This is a genomic window from Pseudomonas syringae group sp. J254-4 (genome assembly GCF_032586855.1).
Lineage (GTDB): Bacteria > Pseudomonadota > Gammaproteobacteria > Pseudomonadales > Pseudomonadaceae > Aquipseudomonas > Aquipseudomonas amygdali.
The window spans coordinates 86,126-101,350 of the sequence record NZ_JAWHOO010000002.1 but is presented as its reverse complement, the minus strand read 5'-3'; the positions used below and the strand labels follow the sequence as shown (position 1 = coordinate 101,350).

Below are 15,225 nucleotides of genomic sequence, written 5' to 3'. Positions count from 1 at the left end.
CTGTATAACTATGAGCACAGAGCGTGGGAGCGATAAGTTGTTCCCGACGCTCTGCGTCACAAGGGACGCAGAGCATCGGCACGAGAACCACAAGGTGCGATCAGATCAGAACGCCGGAACCACAGCGCCTTTGTATTTCTCGGCCAGGAAGGTTTTCACTTCAGGACTCTGCAGGGCCGCTACCAGCTTTTTCATCGCGTCTGAATCCTTGTTGTCCGGGCGGGCAACCAGAATGTTCGCGTAGGGCGAATCGGCACCTTCGATGATCAGTGCGTCCTTGGTCGGCTCAAGCTTGGCGCTCAAGGCATAATTAGTGTTGATCAGCGCCAGATCGACCTGAGTCAGTACGCGCGGCAACGTAGCTGCTTCCAGCTCACGGAACTTGAGGTCTTTCGGGTTATTCACGACATCCGAAGGCTTGGACAGGATATTGGTCGGATCCTTCAAGGTAATCAGACCTGCCTTGGCCAGCAGCAGCAAGGCACGGCCTTCATTGGTGGCGTCGTTTGGCAGGGCGACGTTGGCACCGTTGGGCAGTTCTTCCAGCTTCTTGAACTTGTCCGAGTACGCGCCGAACGGCTCTACGTGAACCTTGGCTACGGCCACCAGATCTGTGCCCTTGCCCTTGTTGAACTCATCCAGATACGGCTGGTGCTGGAAGAAGTTCGCGTCCATACGGTTCTGCGACACCTGTACGTTCGGCTGGATGTAGTCGTTGAACACCTTGATGTTCAAGTCCACGCCCTCTTTGGCCAGCGTCGGTTTGACGAACTCGAGAATCTCGGCGTGCGGCACGGCAGAGGCCGCGACGGTCAGGGTTTCGTTGGCCTGCGCGGACAAGGCAGTAACAGCGGCAAATATGGCCAATAGTTTTTTCATGCAACAACTCCTTTGGGCCCGCACAGGCGGGCCGATACCAACGGTTCGATCAACGATGTGTGAAATGCGCGACCAGTCTGTCGCCGATGGTTTGCAGAATCTGCACCAGCACCAGCAACAATACGACCGTCACGAACATCACATCGTTCTGGAAGCGTTGATAACCATATCGGATGGCCAGATCGCCCAGCCCGCCAGCACCCACGGCACCGGCCATGGCGGTGAACGACACCAGCGCAATGGCGGTAACGGTGATTGCAGCCAGAATGCCGGGGCGAGCTTCAGGCAGCAGCGCCTTGACGATGATCTGCCGAGTCGTCGCGCCCATGGCCTGCGTGGCTTCGATGATGCCGCGATCCACTTCGCGCAATGCTGTCTCTACCAGACGCGCAAAGAACGGCGTGGCGCCAGCGATCAGCGGCGGCAACGTGCCGAGAATGCCCAGTGACGTGCCGGTAATGATTTCGGTGAGCGGCATCATCACGATCAGCAGGATGATGAACGGCAACGCACGCAGCATGTTCACAATCAACCCGACCGTGGCGTACAGCTGCTTGTGTTCCAGCAACTGCCGCGGCGAAGTGAGGAACATCAGCACACCCAGCGGCAGGCCAAGCAGGATGGTGAAGCCCAGCGAAACACCGAGCATGATCAACGTGTCGCCGGTGGCGACCCAGATCTCGTACCAGTCGACATTGGAAAACAGGTTCAGAAAAGCGTCCATCAGCGCAGCACCTCCATATGAACGTCGGCGGCGGTGAAGCGCGCAAAAGCAGCGTCCATATCGCCGCCGGTGATGGCCAGCGTCAACTGCCCGTAAGGGGTGTCCTTGATGCGGTCGATGCGTCCGGCAAGGATGCTGTAGTCGACGCCGGTTTCGCGGGCCACGGTGCCCAGCAGAGGCGCATACGTCGCATCGCCCTGAAAGGTCAGGCGCACGATACGGCCTTGAACATGAGCGAAATCGTCACGCTGTTCATTTTCATCGATCTGGTCATCTTCCTGCACAAAACGCTTGGTCGTCGGGTGCTGCGGATGCAGAAACACATCGGCGACCTTGCCTTGCTCGACAATCACGCCAGCGTCCATGACCGCCACCTGGTCACAGACGCGACGAATCACGTCCATTTCATGGGTGATGAGCACGATGGTCAGCTTCAGTTCGCGATTGATCTCGGCCAACAATTGCAAAACCGACGCAGTGGTCTGCGGGTCCAGCGCGCTGGTGGCTTCATCGCACAGCAGGATTTTCGGCTTGGTGGCCAGGGCGCGGGCGATGCCGACGCGCTGCTTCTGGCCGCCGGACAATTGCGCCGGGTATTTTTTCGCATGATCGGACAATCCAACCCGCTCCAGCAGCTCAGCCACGCGCTGGTCGATCTGCTTGCGGGGCATGTCACCCGCCAGCGTCAGCGGCATCGCAACATTGTCGGCCACGGTTTTGGAGGCCAGCAGATTGAAGTGCTGGAAGATCATCCCGACTTGTTGGCGGAAGCGGCGCAGGCCATTGGCATCAAGCGCCGTGACGTCTTCACCGTCAACCACGATCTGTCCACCGCTCGGGGTCTCCAGACGGTTGATCAGGCGCAGCAAGGTACTTTTGCCAGCGCCGGAATGGCCGATGATGCCGAACACCTGGCCGCCGTCGACGCGCAGGCTGGTAGGGTGCAGGGCCGGTATTTCCTTGCCTGCCACCCGATAGGTTTTGTGGACGTTATGAAACTCGATCACGGAGCGAACCTTGTGGGGCGCGTTAAAAAATCAGCGCAGTGGCAGGACGCCACCTGCTTCGTTACCTCGGCCGGGTAAAGCCGGGCGCGCATTTTAGCCTGTCCGGCCCGCTGTGCTTAGCATTTATTTGCAGGCTGCCCTGCGCAACAGGCATAACGCGACCGTTGGTAAAGATGTGCGACAAATAAAGGGAACGGCTGTTTTAGGCCTCGGTCACTTCTTGGATACCGTGATTTCCCGCTTACGCCAGGGAAGTCGTATTCAGCGAACCCAACTCAATGATTGGGGCGAGATAAGGAGTCTCTGATGGCTAGCAAGAACGCACCACCTGTAACCGCAACGCCCAAGAGCGAATTGGCAGGTACCGACACCCTGGACCGTGGCAATACCAACGACAAGCTGGAAAGCCTTGAGCAGTTCCGCTCGGACGCGACCCAGCAGGCCCTGCGCACCAATCACGGTGTCAAGATTTCCGATAACCAGAACACACTGAAAGTCGGCAGCCGCGGCCCATCGCTGCTCGAAGACTTCATCATGCGTGAAAAGATCACGCACTTTGACCATGAGCGTATTCCGGAGCGTATCGTTCACGCCCGCGGCACCGCGGCACATGGTTATTTCCAGACCTATGAAGACCATGGCGCGCTGAGTAAAGCGGGCTTCCTGCGTGATCCGGGCAAGAAGACCCCGGTGTTCGTGCGCTTCTCTACCGTTCAGGGCCCGCGCGGCTCGGGCGATACCGTGCGCGACGTGCGTGGCTTTGCGGTCAAGCTCTACACCGAAGAAGGCAACTTCGATCTGGTCGGCAACAACATGCCGATCTTTTTCATTCAGGACGCCATCAAGTTTCCTGACTTCGTGCACGCGGTAAAACCAGAGCCGCATAACGAAATCCCGACCGGGGGCTCGGCTCACGACACCTTCTGGGACTTCGTTTCGCTGGTGCCGGAATCTGCACACATGGTGCTGTGGACCATGTCCGACCGTGCCATTCCGAAAAGTCTGCGCACCATGCAGGGCTTTGGTATCCACACCTTCCGCTTTATCAACACCGAAGGTAAGTCGAGCTTCGTGAAGTTTCACTGGAAGCCAAAGTTCGGCGTGTGCTCGCTGGTATGGGACGAAGCGCAGAAGCTGGCTGGCAAGGACACCGATTTCCACCGCCGCGACCTGTGGGAATCCATCGAGATGGGCGACTACCCGGAATGGGAACTGGGCGTGCAGATCGTTGCCGAGGAAGACGAGCACAAGTTCGACTTCGACCTGCTCGATCCGACCAAGATCATTCCCGAAGAACTGGTACCGGTCACTCCGCTGGGCAAGATGGTCTTGAACCGTAACCCGGACAACTATTTCGCCGAGACCGAGCAGGTTGCCTTCTGCCCGGGCCACATCGTGCCAGGTATCGACTTCTCCAATGACCCGCTGCTGCAAGGTCGCCTTTTCTCCTACACCGACACGCAGATCAGCCGTCTGGGTGGGCCGAACTTCCACGAGATCCCGATCAACCGTCCGATTGCGCCGAACCACAACGGTCAGCGTGACGCACAGCATCGCACCACTATCGACAAGGGCCGCGCTTCTTACGAGCCGAACTCGATCGATGGCGGCTGGCCGAAAGAAACCCCTGCCGGCCCGGTAGATGGCGGCTTCGAGACCTACCCTGAGCGCGTTGAAGCGCACAAGGTTCGTGAGCGCAGCGAATCGTTTGGCGACCACTTCTCGCAGGCCACATTGTTCTTCCAGAGCATGAGCCATCACGAGAAAGAGCACATCATCGCGGCCTACAGCTTCGAGTTGGGCAAGGTCGAGCGCGAGTACATTCGTGCCCGTCAGGTCAACGAAATTCTGGCCAATATCGACCTGGAACTGGCCAGCCGCGTAGCCGCCAATCTGGGCTTGCCAGCACCGACTGCCGGGACCGTACCGGTGCGTCAGACCTCGGTAAAAGAGTCTCCGGCGCTAAGTCAGGTCAATCTGTTGTCTGGCGATATCGTTTCGCGCAAGGTTGCCATTCTTGTGGCAGACGGCGTGGACGGCAAAGCGGTCGAAGCCATGAAAGCCGCACTGACTGCCGAAGGCGCACACGCCAAGGTATTGGGCCCGACCTCCGCACCGGTCAAGACAGCTGACGGCAAGAGCCTGCCAGTGGACGCATCGGCTGAAGGCCTGCCTTCGGTAGCGTTCGACGCAGTCTTCGTGCCGGGCGGCAAGGCTTCGATCGAGGCGCTGAAAGGCGACGGCGTGGCATTGCACTTCATCCTGGAAGCCTACAAGCATCTCAAGGCCATCTCCGTAGCCGGGGAAGCCAAAGATCTGCTGAGCTTGTTGCGTCTGGAGGAAGATGCGGGCCTGCTGGTGGTATCCGATATCAAATCGTTCAAACCGTTCTTCAACGCGATTGCTCAGCACCGTGTATGGGATCGTGAAGTGAAAGCCAAGGCTGTACCGGCTTGATCTGACGCGGCTACATCGCTCCCACGCTCCGGCGTGGGAGCGCCTTTCTGAATACTCTCACCCTTCGCATAGACTCCCGAACACTTCTCGTTCCTCACGCTGCGCGTAGGAATGCAGTTCTGGACGCTCTGCGTCCGCTTTGAAGGGTCGGCTCAGGACTTCGCAGGCGTCAGTACGATGTGCGCTTTTTCATTGCGCTCGATCTGGCGGCGCAATTCCAGCTCAAAATCCGGATTGGCTTTGACCACCCGCTTGGTCAGCAATGTAGCCAGCCACGGGTAATCTTCGGTGCGTGGCACCACCAGCAGCACTTCACAGTTGAACGCTACGGTATCTGCTGCGATATCGTCCAGTTGACGGCGCAGTGCGCGCATATCGCCGATTTTAAGATCAATCGTGGTTTTCTCTGCTGACGGATCAACCAGCTTCGCCACTCTTCTGTCTTCCGCCGCCTTCAAATCTGCTTCGGCTTTTTCCAGCTCGGCCTTGCGTGCATGCGCGATAGCGCCGTTGACGCCACTGGTCAGCGCCGGTGCCTTGGGCATCAGCGCGCGCGCACGAGTCAGTGCGTTGGCCGCCGCATTCATATCACCCTTCTGCAGGCTGATCTGGCTGCGGCTCAGATAGGCTTCAGCCAGACGACGCTGAAAAGGTTCGAGGCGGATATCGGCAGGATTGGCGGCCTGCAACGCGGCCAGTTGATCCTCGGCCGTCGCCAGCTCATTGCTGACGATGTTCTGCTCCAGCTGAGCGAACGCGTCAGGCTGAACATCGGAGGCAGGCGTCTCGGCAGTGGGCGCACTCTGGCAGGCACCCAGCAGGATGGAAAATGCGACAAGCAGCAGATAGCGTGGGGCGAACGGCTTCATTCCTGCGATTCTCTAGTTTGCGCAAAAAACGAGCAAGTCTACACCGCTCGCCTGGGTAGAACAAAGCTGAGCAAAAACAACGCTGCAGCGGATACCACTATAGACGGTCCGGCCGGGGTGTCCTTGAACCATGACAATGATAGCCCGACACACACGGCGATCACGCCCAGCAGGCTTGCACCCAAGGCCATCTGCTCCGGCGAGCGGGCGTGACGCTGTGCCGCAGCGGCAGGAATGATCAACAGCGACGTAATCAGCAGAACGCCGACAATCTTCATCGCCACGGCGATTACCACGGCGATCAGCAGCATCAGCGCCATGCGCAATGCCGCGACGGGCAGGCCTTCGACCCGTGCCAGTTCTTCATGGACGGTCATTGCCAGCAACGGGCGCCACAGCGCAACAATCAATACCAGCACCAGCGCGCTACCGCCCAGAATCCAGGCCAGATCAGCCGGGCTGATGGCCAGCAGGTCGCCGAACAGATAAGCCATCAGGTCGATACGCACTTCATGCATGAAGCTGAGCACCACCAGGCCGAGCGACAGCGTGCTCGGTGCGAGGATCCCCAGCAGCGTGTCCGAGGCCAGCGGCTGGCGCTGTTGCAGCGTGACCAGCAGCACCGCCAGCAGCAGGCAGCCGACCGTCACCGCGATGGTCGGGCTGATATCCAGCAGGAAGCCAAGCGCCACGCCGAGCAATGCCGCATGGGACAGCGTATCGCCGAAGTACGCCATGCGCCGCCAGACCACGAACGACCCCAGCGGGCCAGCGACAACAGCCAGAGCAACGCCTGCGAGCAAGGCATACAGTAAAAAATCAGCCATGCTTGCAGTGGTCTCCGTGAACATGAGTGTGAGTAGGTGACGAAGTCGCCGGGGCATCATTCACCACAGCGCCATGCAGATCATGAGCGTGGTCGTGATGGTGGTGGTAGATCGCCAGGCTTTGCGCGTTTTTGCCGAACAGCTCGACAAACGCCGGATCATGGCTGACCTGCTCGGGATGCCCGGAGCAGCAGACATGGCGGTTCAGACAGACCACCTGGTCGGTCGTGCTCATGACCAGATGCAGATCATGAGACACCATCAGCACACCGCACTGGTGGCGGTCGCGCAAGCGGGTGATGAGGCCGTACAGCTCGGCCTGGCCTGCCACGTCGACACCCTGCACCGGCTCATCGAGCACCAGCAATTCAGGCTTGCGCAACAAGGCTCGGGCCAGCAGAACGCGCTGCATCTCGCCACCGGAAATGCCTTGAATCGGGCTGTCGATGACCTTCTCGGCCCCGACTTCTTCCAGGGCCGACTCTGCAGCCATGCGGTCCACGCCCGGAACCAGACGCAGAAAGCGCAGCACCGACAGCGGCAGCGTCTGATCCACATGCAGTTTTTGCGGCATGTAACCGATACGCAGCTTCGGCTTGCGCCAGACGGTTCCGGAGTCAGGCTTGAGCAGCCCCAGCACTGCACGCACCAGCGTGGTTTTGCCAGCACCGTTAGGGCCGATCAACGTAACGATTTCGCCGGGCTTTACGCTCAACTGGATGTTGTCCAGAACGCTTTGCCCGGACAGCGTTACAGCGACCTGTTCCAGACGTATCAATGCATCCGTCATCAAGCCGCCTTGCAACCGGCGCATACACCCACGATCTCGACCGTCTGGCCTTCGACCGCGAAGCCAACGCCTGCAGCGGCATCGATGACGGCATTGCTGATGGCCGGGTGCTGCAGCTCGATCGCCGCGTGACACAGGCGGCAAATCAGAAACTGGCCCTGGTGCGCATGAGTGGGGTGATTGCAGCCGGTGAATGCGTTGAGCGAAGCGATGCGGTGCACCAGACCGTTTTCCAGCAGGAAATCCAGTGCGCGGTAAACGGTTGGCGGCGCGGCGCGGCGACCGTCTTCATCACTCAGCACCGCGAGGATGTCGTAGGCACCCAGCGGTTTGTGGCTTTGCCAGACCAGTTCCAGCACGCGACGGCGCAAGGTGGTCAGGCGCAGCCCCTGTTTGGCGCACAGGGCATCCGCTTCGGCGAGTGCCGAATGCACGCAGTGAGAGTGGTCATGGGGGCGACTGGCCAGGGGAGTATTGGGCATGAGCAGCGACGATATTGGCTAGAGACGTTATTATGTTACCTGTTCCTGGCTTATATGAGTGATTCGAGTGCGCCGTCTTTTAAATCTTGTTGCTGTTTTGTGGGTCAGTCTGCTGGTCATTTCCCCTGTTCAGGCCGAGGTCCGGGTGCTGACCAGTATCAAGCCATTGCAGCTGATTGCGGCGGCTGTGCAGGATGGCGTCGGTACACCGCAAGTGCTGTTGCCACCGGGTGCCTCACCGCATAACTACGCGCTGCGCCCGTCCGACGTACGGCGCGTGCAGGAAGTCGAGTTGCTCTACTGGATCGGCCCGGACATGGAAACTTTCCTGCCGCGCGTCATTCAGGGCCGCAAACTGCCTGCGGTTGCCGTGCAGTCGCTGCCCGGCATGCACCTGCGCCACTTCGGCCAGGACAATGCCTCGCATGATGACCACGAACATGATCACGACAACGATTCAGACGAACATGATCATGATCACCGGCCCGGCAGCCTGGATTCACACCTGTGGCTGTCGACCGTCAATGCCCGGGTGATTGCTGCGAAGATGGCCACAGACCTGAGCGCTGCCGACTCTGCCAATGCAGCCCGTTATGCGAGTAACGCTGCCGCATTCAGCAAACGCCTTGATGCGCTGGATGCTCGGATCAAGGGTCGGGTGAGTGCAGTGGCAGGCAAGCCTTACTTCGTCTTCCACGAGGCGTTCGATTATTTCGAAGAGGCTTACGGGCTCAAACACGCCGGGGTATTCGCCATCGCCGCCGAGATCCAGCCCGGTGCACAGCATGTCGCCGCCATGCGTGAACGCCTGAAGGCTGCGGGCAAGACCTGCGTATTCAGTGAACCGCCACTGCGCCCGCGTCTGGCTGAAACCTTGAGCGCAGGCCTGCCGGTCAAGCTGGCGGAGCTGGATGGACTGGGCGGCTACACCCCGGCCACCGCGCAGGGTTACGAGCAGGTATTGCAGAAGCTGGCTGATGACCTGGCAGGTTGCCTGAGTAGTCTTTGACTGCCACCGCCCACATCGCAGCACTGCTGTGTGACGCGGAGCGTCACGAACTGCATTCCCACGCTGGAGCGTGAGGAACGATAGTCGTCAGGGATAACACTCTCGTGCCCATGCTCCGCGTGGGCATGCCGGTCTGGACGCTTCGCGTCCTCTTGCGACGCGGAGCGTCACGCACTGCATTCCCACGCGGAGCATGGGAACGAGAGTCAACCGTCCGACTGGTTCAGACGCGCGGAGACAGGTCTGGTCTCATAGCGCAAACGGCAAGGCTATGTGCGCTTCCTGGCGCTCAGCCAGACGGTGCTCGAATTCCGCAGGATCATGAATCAGCACGTCCTGACCGGCGAAGGTTTCGGCGGCGATCAGACGTGACAGCCAGAAACGTACGCAGGCGATGCGCAACATGGTCGTCCAGAGCTTCGACTCCGCCGCAGTGAATGGTCGCAAACCCGCATAAGCCCCCAGCAGCGCACGGGCGCGAACAGCATCGAGCTGGCCGTTTTCACGCGAGCACCAGTCATTGAGGGCAATCGCCAGATCGTAGAGCATCGGCCCGGAACAGGCGTTATAGAAGTCGATCAGCCCGGTCAGGTGCGTGCCTTCGAACAGGACGTTGTCGCGAAACAGGTCCGCGTGCAGGTTGGCACGCGGCAACGCCATGATTTGCGGCTTGAAGTCTTCGATCTCTTGAAGGCTCTTTTCCAGCAAGGCTCGCTGGGTTTCGCCCAGATGCGACAGGAAATTGCGCCCCTCACTCAGCATCCAGTCCAGACCTCGATCGGTCTTGCGCTCCAACACCTGCTCACGGGTCGCCAGATGCAGGTTGGCCAACAGCTCGCCAATCTGTACGCAGTGCTGGGTATTGGGCTCGCTGATGTGCTTGCCCGGCAAACGTGGCTGCAGAAGCGCCGGTTTGTCCGCCAGTTGCCGCAGGGCCTCACCGTCGGTGGTGCGCAATGCGTAAGGCACCGGCAAATCGGCATCGTGCAGCACGTCGAGCAGTTCGATGAAGAATGGCATCTCCTGCACCGGGCCGCGTTCGACCAGTGTCAGAACAAATTCGCCCTGCTCCAGACTGATGAAGTAATTGGTGTTTTCGCTACCGGCGGCAATGCCCTGATAGTCAAGCAGACGGCCGAGCCCGTAAGGGGCGAGAAATGCTTCCAGCTCGGGCCGGGCCAACGGGGTAAAAACGGACATGTCAGAACTGCCAGCAATTAAAGTGAATGTAGGTGGCTACCATTCGAATATTTTCCACTCCGGGATCAGCATGTCCGGTTGGTCCGAACGGATAAAATTGGGACTTGTACCATCGGATCGCACCAGAAAATAGGGCTTGCCGTGCTTGGGGGTAATCTTTACAGCATACAGAAAGCCGTTCTGGCGGTATTCCTGAATGGTTTTGTCCCCGTCGGTGCGGATAGTAACGTCCGGGGCCGCCGAAGGTGGATCCTCTGCTGAAACTGCGAGCAAAGGACAAAGTGCCAACAGGCCGGTCAATATCAGTCGATTTACCTTGCTCATGATAACCTTGTCCCTTTGTCGTCAATGGTCCGCGCATTCTAGCGCCGACCCCGCCGAAAAGGTTGATTCTGCTCATGACCCAAGCGCCGCTCGTCCTGATAGACGGTTCCTCTTACCTCTATCGCGCCTTCCACGCACTGCCACCACTGACCACGTCCAAAGGATTGCCGACGGGTGCCGTCAAGGGCGTGCTCAACATGCTCAAAAGCCTGCGTCGCCAGTACCCGGACAGCCCGTTTGCGGTGGTCTTCGATGCCAAGGGCGGGACTTTCCGCGACGCGCTGTATACCGATTACAAAGCCAATCGGCCCAGCATGCCGGATGACCTGCGCGTGCAGGTCGATCTGCTGCATGCCTGCGTCAAGGGCATGGGCTATCCGCTGCTGTGCGTGGAAGGCGTTGAAGCAGACGACGTGATCGGCACACTGGCGCGCAGCAGCGCGGCGGCAGACCGTCCGGTGATCATCTCCACCGGTGACAAGGACATGGCGCAGCTGGTCGACGGACACATCACCCTGGTCAACACCATGACCGGCAGCGTGCTGGACGTGGCTGGCGTGAAAGAGAAGTTCGGCGTCGGTCCGGAGCACATCATCGACTACCTCGCACTGATGGGCGATAAGGTCGACAACATACCTGGCGTCCCCGGCGTCGGCGAAAAGACTGCCGTCGGCTTGCTGGTTGGCGTGGGCGGCGGAATCAAGGAGCTTTACGAACGCCTCGAAACGGTCGCGACCCTGCCTATTCGTGGGGCCAAGACCCTGGCGGCCAAGCTTGAAGAGCATCGTGCGATGGCCTTCCTGTCCTATGAACTGGCAACTATCAAGATCGACGTGCCACTGGACATCGAACTGGACCAGCTGCATTGCGGCGAGCCGGACCGCGACAAATTGATGGAGCTGTACGCCGAGCTGGAATTCAAAAGCTGGATCGAAGACCTGCAACGTGATGCCAAACGCGCCGGGCAGGAGCTGGCCGTCGAAGAGCCAACCGTCGAGGCAAAGCAAGCCGCCTATGAAGTCATTCTTGAACAGAGCCAGTTCGACGCGTGGCTGAAGAAGCTCAACGCCGCGCCGCTGTTCGCCTTTGTGACCCAGAGCAACGGCACCGACGCCCAGCGCGCGCAACTGGTAGGTTTGTCTTTTGCCATTCAAACCCATGAAGCCGCCTACATTCCGCTGACCCACTCCTACATGGGGGTGCCGCAGCAACTGGACCGCGACACAGTACTCAAGGCGCTCAAGCCGCTGCTTGAAGACCCGGATAAAACCAAGGTCGGTCAACACGCCAAGTTCGCTATCAACCTGCTTGCCAACTGCGCGCTCGACGGCGATCAGACCCAAGGCATCGACCTGCAGGGCGTCAGGTTCGACACTATTCTGGAGTCCTACGTTCTGGACTCCACCGCCACTCGCCACGACCGCGACAGCCTGGTGGCCAAGTACCTGACGCACACGCCGATCAACTTCCAGGAGATCGCCGGCAAAGGCGCCAAGCAGTTGACCTTCGACCAGATCGCCATCGAACAGGCTGGCAATTACGCTGCAGAAGAAGCCGACCTGACCCTGCGCCTGCATGAAGTCTTCGAAGCGCGTCTGGCCGCAATTCCAACCCTGCAGCCGGTCTTGAACGACATCGAGATGCCGCTGGTGCCCGTCCTGGCAGGTATCGAACGCCAGGGCGCACTGGTTGATGCCAACCTGCTGGGCATCCAGAGCGTGGAACTGGGCGACAAGATGACCGCGCTGGAGCGCGAAGCCTTCGCCATTGCCGGTGAAGAGTTCAACCTGGGCTCGCCCAAGCAGCTTGGTGTGATTCTCTACGAAAAACTCGGCATGCCGATCCTCAGCAAGACCGCCACCGGCCAGGCATCGACTGCCGAGGCCGTGCTGGCCGAACTCGCCGAGCAGGACTTCCCGCTGCCCAAGGTACTGATGCAATACCGCTCGATGAGCAAGCTCAAGAGCACTTACACCGACCGCCTGCCGGAGCAGATCAACCCGCGCACCGGGCGTATTCACACCTCCTATCATCAGGCAGTGGCGGTGACCGGGCGCCTGTCATCCAGCGATCCGAACCTGCAGAACATCCCGATCCGTACCGCTGAAGGCCGGCGCATCCGTCAGGCATTCGTGGCCCCCAAGGGCTACAAGCTCCTGGCGGCCGACTATTCGCAGATCGAACTGCGCATCATGGCGCATCTGGCACAGGACGAAGGCTTGCTGCATGCCTTCCGCAACGACCTGGACGTTCACCGCGCCACGGCAGCGGAAGTCTTCGGCGTCGAGCTGGAAAACGTCACCACTGACATGCGCCGCAGCGCCAAAGCGATCAACTTCGGCCTGATCTACGGCATGAGCGCGTTTGGCCTGGCCAAGCAGATTGGCGTGGACCGCAAACAGTCACAGGCTTACGTCGACCGCTATTTCGCCCGCTATCCCGGCGTGCTGGATTACATGGAGCGCACACGTGCGCAGGCCGCCGAGCAGGGTTTTGTCGAGACCATTTTCGGCCGTCGCCTGTACCTGCCGGACATCAACGCCAAGAACCAGTCGCTGCGCAAAGGTGCCGAGCGCATGGCGATCAACGCGCCGATGCAGGGCACCGCAGCGGATATCATCAAGAAAGCCATGGTGGCCGTGAATGGCTGGCTGGAAGAGTCCGGTCTGGATGCGCGGGTCATTCTGCAGGTGCATGACGAACTGGTGCTGGAGGTGCGCGAAGACCTGGTCGATCAGATCAGTGAACAGATCCGTCCACACATGAGTGGCGCAGCAGACTTGGCAGTGCCGCTGCTGGTGGAAGTCGGGGTCGGCAACAACTGGGACGAGGCGCACTGAGTCTGAAAAGGCGAACCTGTCAGCAGGTTCGTCAAACCCTGTAGGAAATGTGAACTTTTCTTCATTGCTGGAACTTAACCGTTTGGACAGGAGTCAGACGTCCCGATTGATTGAAAAATCGATCGTGCTCCTAGTTGTGTTAAGTGTTGGCAGTTATCCAGATCCCACCCTAAGATCTGGACCTTAAGCCCCGGAACTTCCCCCTCCCCATGCGAAGTCCGGGGTCTTTTTTGCCTGCGATTTACTCCGCAGGTGCCTTGTCTTCCAGCTCCATCCAGTCGGCCAGCACGGTGTAAGCCTCTTCCAGCCCCATGCGCTTGGGAGCCGAGAACAGCTGGATGCTCACTGCATCGCCCCAGCCTTTGCGAATTTCGGCCTGAACCTTGAGCAGCGTGTTCTTCGCAGCGCCATAGGTCAGCTTGTCGGCCTTGGTCAGCAGAATGTGCATCGGCATGTTGCTGGCGATGGCCCAGTCCAGCATCAACAGGTCGAAGTCGGTCATTGGATGACGGATATCCATCATCAGGATCAGACCTTTCAGGCTTTCGCGACTTCCCAGATAGGCTTCCAGGTGGCGCTGCCAGTGCAGTTTGAGCGGGATAGGCACTTTGGCGTAGCCGTAGCCGGGCAAGTCGACCAGACGTCGATCTTCATCCAGCCCGAAGAAGTTCAGCAACTGAGTGCGCCCCGGTGTCTTGGAGGTGCGCGCCAGGCTGGCATGGGTCAGGGTGTTCAGCGCGCTCGATTTGCCCGCATTGGAGCGACCGGCAAAAGCGACTTCAAACCCTTCGTCGTCGGGACATTGGTCGACCTTGGCGGCGCTGAGCATGAACGTGGCCTGTTGGCACAGACCGAGGATGGGGTTTTTGAGTTGCATGTGATTTCCGGTGAAGGCCCTGCCTGCAAAGGGAGCGGCAAGAGGTGTCGGTTTCGTTTGGATGCGTACGCATATAATGACACACCTGCCCCCCGGCCCACACTGGCACTGTATCGGGCCGCTCTGGCTGGCGGCTGGAACATTCAGACATGACCTGCTTCACTCCTTATGCAAAAAGGCCGTCCGTGGTCGCCCATTTTTACAACCTCAGCGTTACACTAACGAACTCAGGCTTTCGCGTTCGGTCGAAACCACCGTCGCTTGAAGGCGATTCAATCTGTTCAGGAGTAAAGCATGCGTAATCTGATCATCAGCGCCGCTCTGGTTGCCGCCAGTCTGTTCGGTATGTCCGCCCAGGCTGCCGAGCCCATCGAGGCCGGCAAACAATATGTCGAGCTGAAAAGCGCTGTGCCTGTAGCAGAGCCGGGCAAAATCGAAGTCGTCGAGCTGTTCTGGTATGGCTGCCCGCATTGCTACGCGTTCGAGCCAACGATCAATCCGTGGGTTGAAAAACTGCCGTCCGACGTCAAGTTCGTACGCATTCCGGCCATGTTCGGCGGCCCTTGGGACGCCCACGGCCAGTTGTTCATCACCCTCGACACCATGGGTGTCGAGCACAAGGTTCACGCCGCCGTATTCAAAGCTATTCAGAAGGATGGCAAGCGCCTGACCGACAAGAATGACATGGCTGATTTCGTAGCCACTCAAGGCATCAACAAGGACGATTTCCTCAAAACATTCGACTCCTTCGCCGTGAAAGGCAAGATCGCGCAGTACAAGGAACTGGCCAAGAAGTATGAGGTGACTGGCGTTCCGACCGTGATCGTCAACGGCAAGTATCGCTTCGACCTGGGTTCTGCCGGCGGTCCGGAAAAGACCCTGGAAGTTGCCGACCAATTGATTGCCAAAGAGCGAGCGGCTGCTACAGCCGCCAAGTAAG

The 15,225-nt window shown here is 59.4% G+C and carries 14 protein-coding genes; 4 read left to right on the top strand and 10 right to left on the bottom strand.

Translation table 11 applies throughout. The annotated features are described in order from the left end of the window. Positions 1-105: 105 nt before the first annotated feature. From RYB09_RS03655 to RYB09_RS03645, 3 genes are read right to left on the bottom strand one after another with little or no spacing between them, the layout of a single operon-like run. Positions 106-879, bottom strand: a complete 774-nt coding sequence (locus RYB09_RS03655; RefSeq protein WP_002551542.1) for a MetQ/NlpA family ABC transporter substrate-binding protein — start codon at positions 877-879, stop codon at positions 106-108. Positions 880-928: 49 nt separating this feature from the next. Continuing rightward, positions 929-1,603 (bottom strand): methionine ABC transporter permease, encoded by a 675-nt coding sequence (locus RYB09_RS03650; protein WP_004666537.1) that lies wholly within the window; start codon positions 1,601-1,603, stop codon positions 929-931. After that, positions 1,603-2,610 (bottom strand): methionine ABC transporter ATP-binding protein, encoded by a 1,008-nt coding sequence (locus RYB09_RS03645; protein WP_002551540.1) that lies wholly within the window; start codon positions 2,608-2,610, stop codon positions 1,603-1,605. The genes RYB09_RS03650 and RYB09_RS03645 overlap by 1 nt, the downstream gene beginning before the upstream one ends. Positions 2,611-2,916: 306 nt before the next feature. On the opposite strand from RYB09_RS03645, the gene katE reads away from it, so the two are divergent. Next, entirely contained in the window at positions 2,917-5,067 is a 2,151-nt protein-coding gene (katE, locus tag RYB09_RS03640) for a catalase HPII (protein WP_316887546.1), read from the top strand. 152 nt (positions 5,068-5,219) lie between these two features. Here the strand turns inward: katE and RYB09_RS03635 are convergent, their stop codons facing one another. The 4 genes from RYB09_RS03635 to RYB09_RS03620 are packed head-to-tail and all read right to left on the bottom strand — an operon-like array spanning position 5,220 to position 8,035. After that, positions 5,220-5,936, bottom strand: coding sequence for a PA5502 family lipoprotein (locus RYB09_RS03635; protein WP_058402758.1), 717 nt, complete (start codon positions 5,934-5,936; stop codon positions 5,220-5,222). A gap of 38 nt (positions 5,937-5,974) precedes the next feature. Beyond that, complete coding sequence (gene znuB, locus RYB09_RS03630; protein WP_058402757.1) at positions 5,975-6,763, bottom strand: zinc ABC transporter permease subunit ZnuB; 789 nt, start codon at positions 6,761-6,763, stop codon at positions 5,975-5,977. Further along, complete coding sequence (gene znuC / locus RYB09_RS03625) at positions 6,756-7,553, bottom strand: zinc ABC transporter ATP-binding protein ZnuC (RefSeq protein WP_122258906.1); 798 nt, start codon at positions 7,551-7,553, stop codon at positions 6,756-6,758. Before znuC ends, znuB begins: the two co-directional genes overlap by 8 nt. After that, on the bottom strand, positions 7,553-8,035 hold the full coding sequence (locus RYB09_RS03620) for a Fur family transcriptional regulator (RefSeq protein WP_002551451.1): 483 nt from the start codon (positions 8,033-8,035) through the stop codon (positions 7,553-7,555). Before RYB09_RS03620 ends, znuC begins: the two co-directional genes overlap by 1 nt. Positions 8,036-8,102: 67 nt before the next feature. On the opposite strand from RYB09_RS03620, the gene znuA reads away from it, so the two are divergent. Continuing rightward, a complete protein-coding gene (gene znuA / locus RYB09_RS03615) occupies positions 8,103-9,044 on the top strand; it encodes a zinc ABC transporter substrate-binding protein ZnuA (protein WP_122281537.1) in 942 nt (313 codons plus the stop codon). A 249-nt stretch (positions 9,045-9,293) separates the two neighbouring features. Here the strand turns inward: znuA and RYB09_RS03610 are convergent, their stop codons facing one another. Together RYB09_RS03610 and RYB09_RS03605 are read right to left on the bottom strand one after the other, a co-directional pair. After that, a complete protein-coding gene (locus tag RYB09_RS03610) occupies positions 9,294-10,244 on the bottom strand; it encodes a homoserine kinase (protein WP_316887543.1) in 951 nt (316 codons plus the stop codon). 36 nt (positions 10,245-10,280) lie between these two features. Next, positions 10,281-10,568: a DUF2782 domain-containing protein gene (locus RYB09_RS03605; RefSeq protein ID WP_058402755.1), complete on the bottom strand. Its 288-nt coding sequence runs from the start codon at positions 10,566-10,568 to the stop codon at positions 10,281-10,283. 74 nt (positions 10,569-10,642) lie between these two features. Between RYB09_RS03605 and polA the strand changes: the two genes are divergently transcribed. Continuing rightward, positions 10,643-13,408, top strand: coding sequence for a DNA polymerase I (polA, locus tag RYB09_RS03600; RefSeq protein WP_316887542.1), 2,766 nt, complete (start codon positions 10,643-10,645; stop codon positions 13,406-13,408). A gap of 241 nt (positions 13,409-13,649) precedes the next feature. Here polA and yihA read toward each other — a convergent pair whose 3' ends face one another. Beyond that, a complete protein-coding gene (yihA, locus tag RYB09_RS03595; RefSeq protein ID WP_005731658.1) occupies positions 13,650-14,285 on the bottom strand; it encodes a ribosome biogenesis GTP-binding protein YihA/YsxC in 636 nt (211 codons plus the stop codon). 294 nt (positions 14,286-14,579) lie between these two features. Between yihA and RYB09_RS03590 the strand changes: the two genes are divergently transcribed. Beyond that, positions 14,580-15,224, top strand: coding sequence for a thiol:disulfide interchange protein DsbA/DsbL (locus RYB09_RS03590; protein ID WP_316887541.1), 645 nt, complete (start codon positions 14,580-14,582; stop codon positions 15,222-15,224). Position 15,225: the final 1 nt, after the last annotated feature.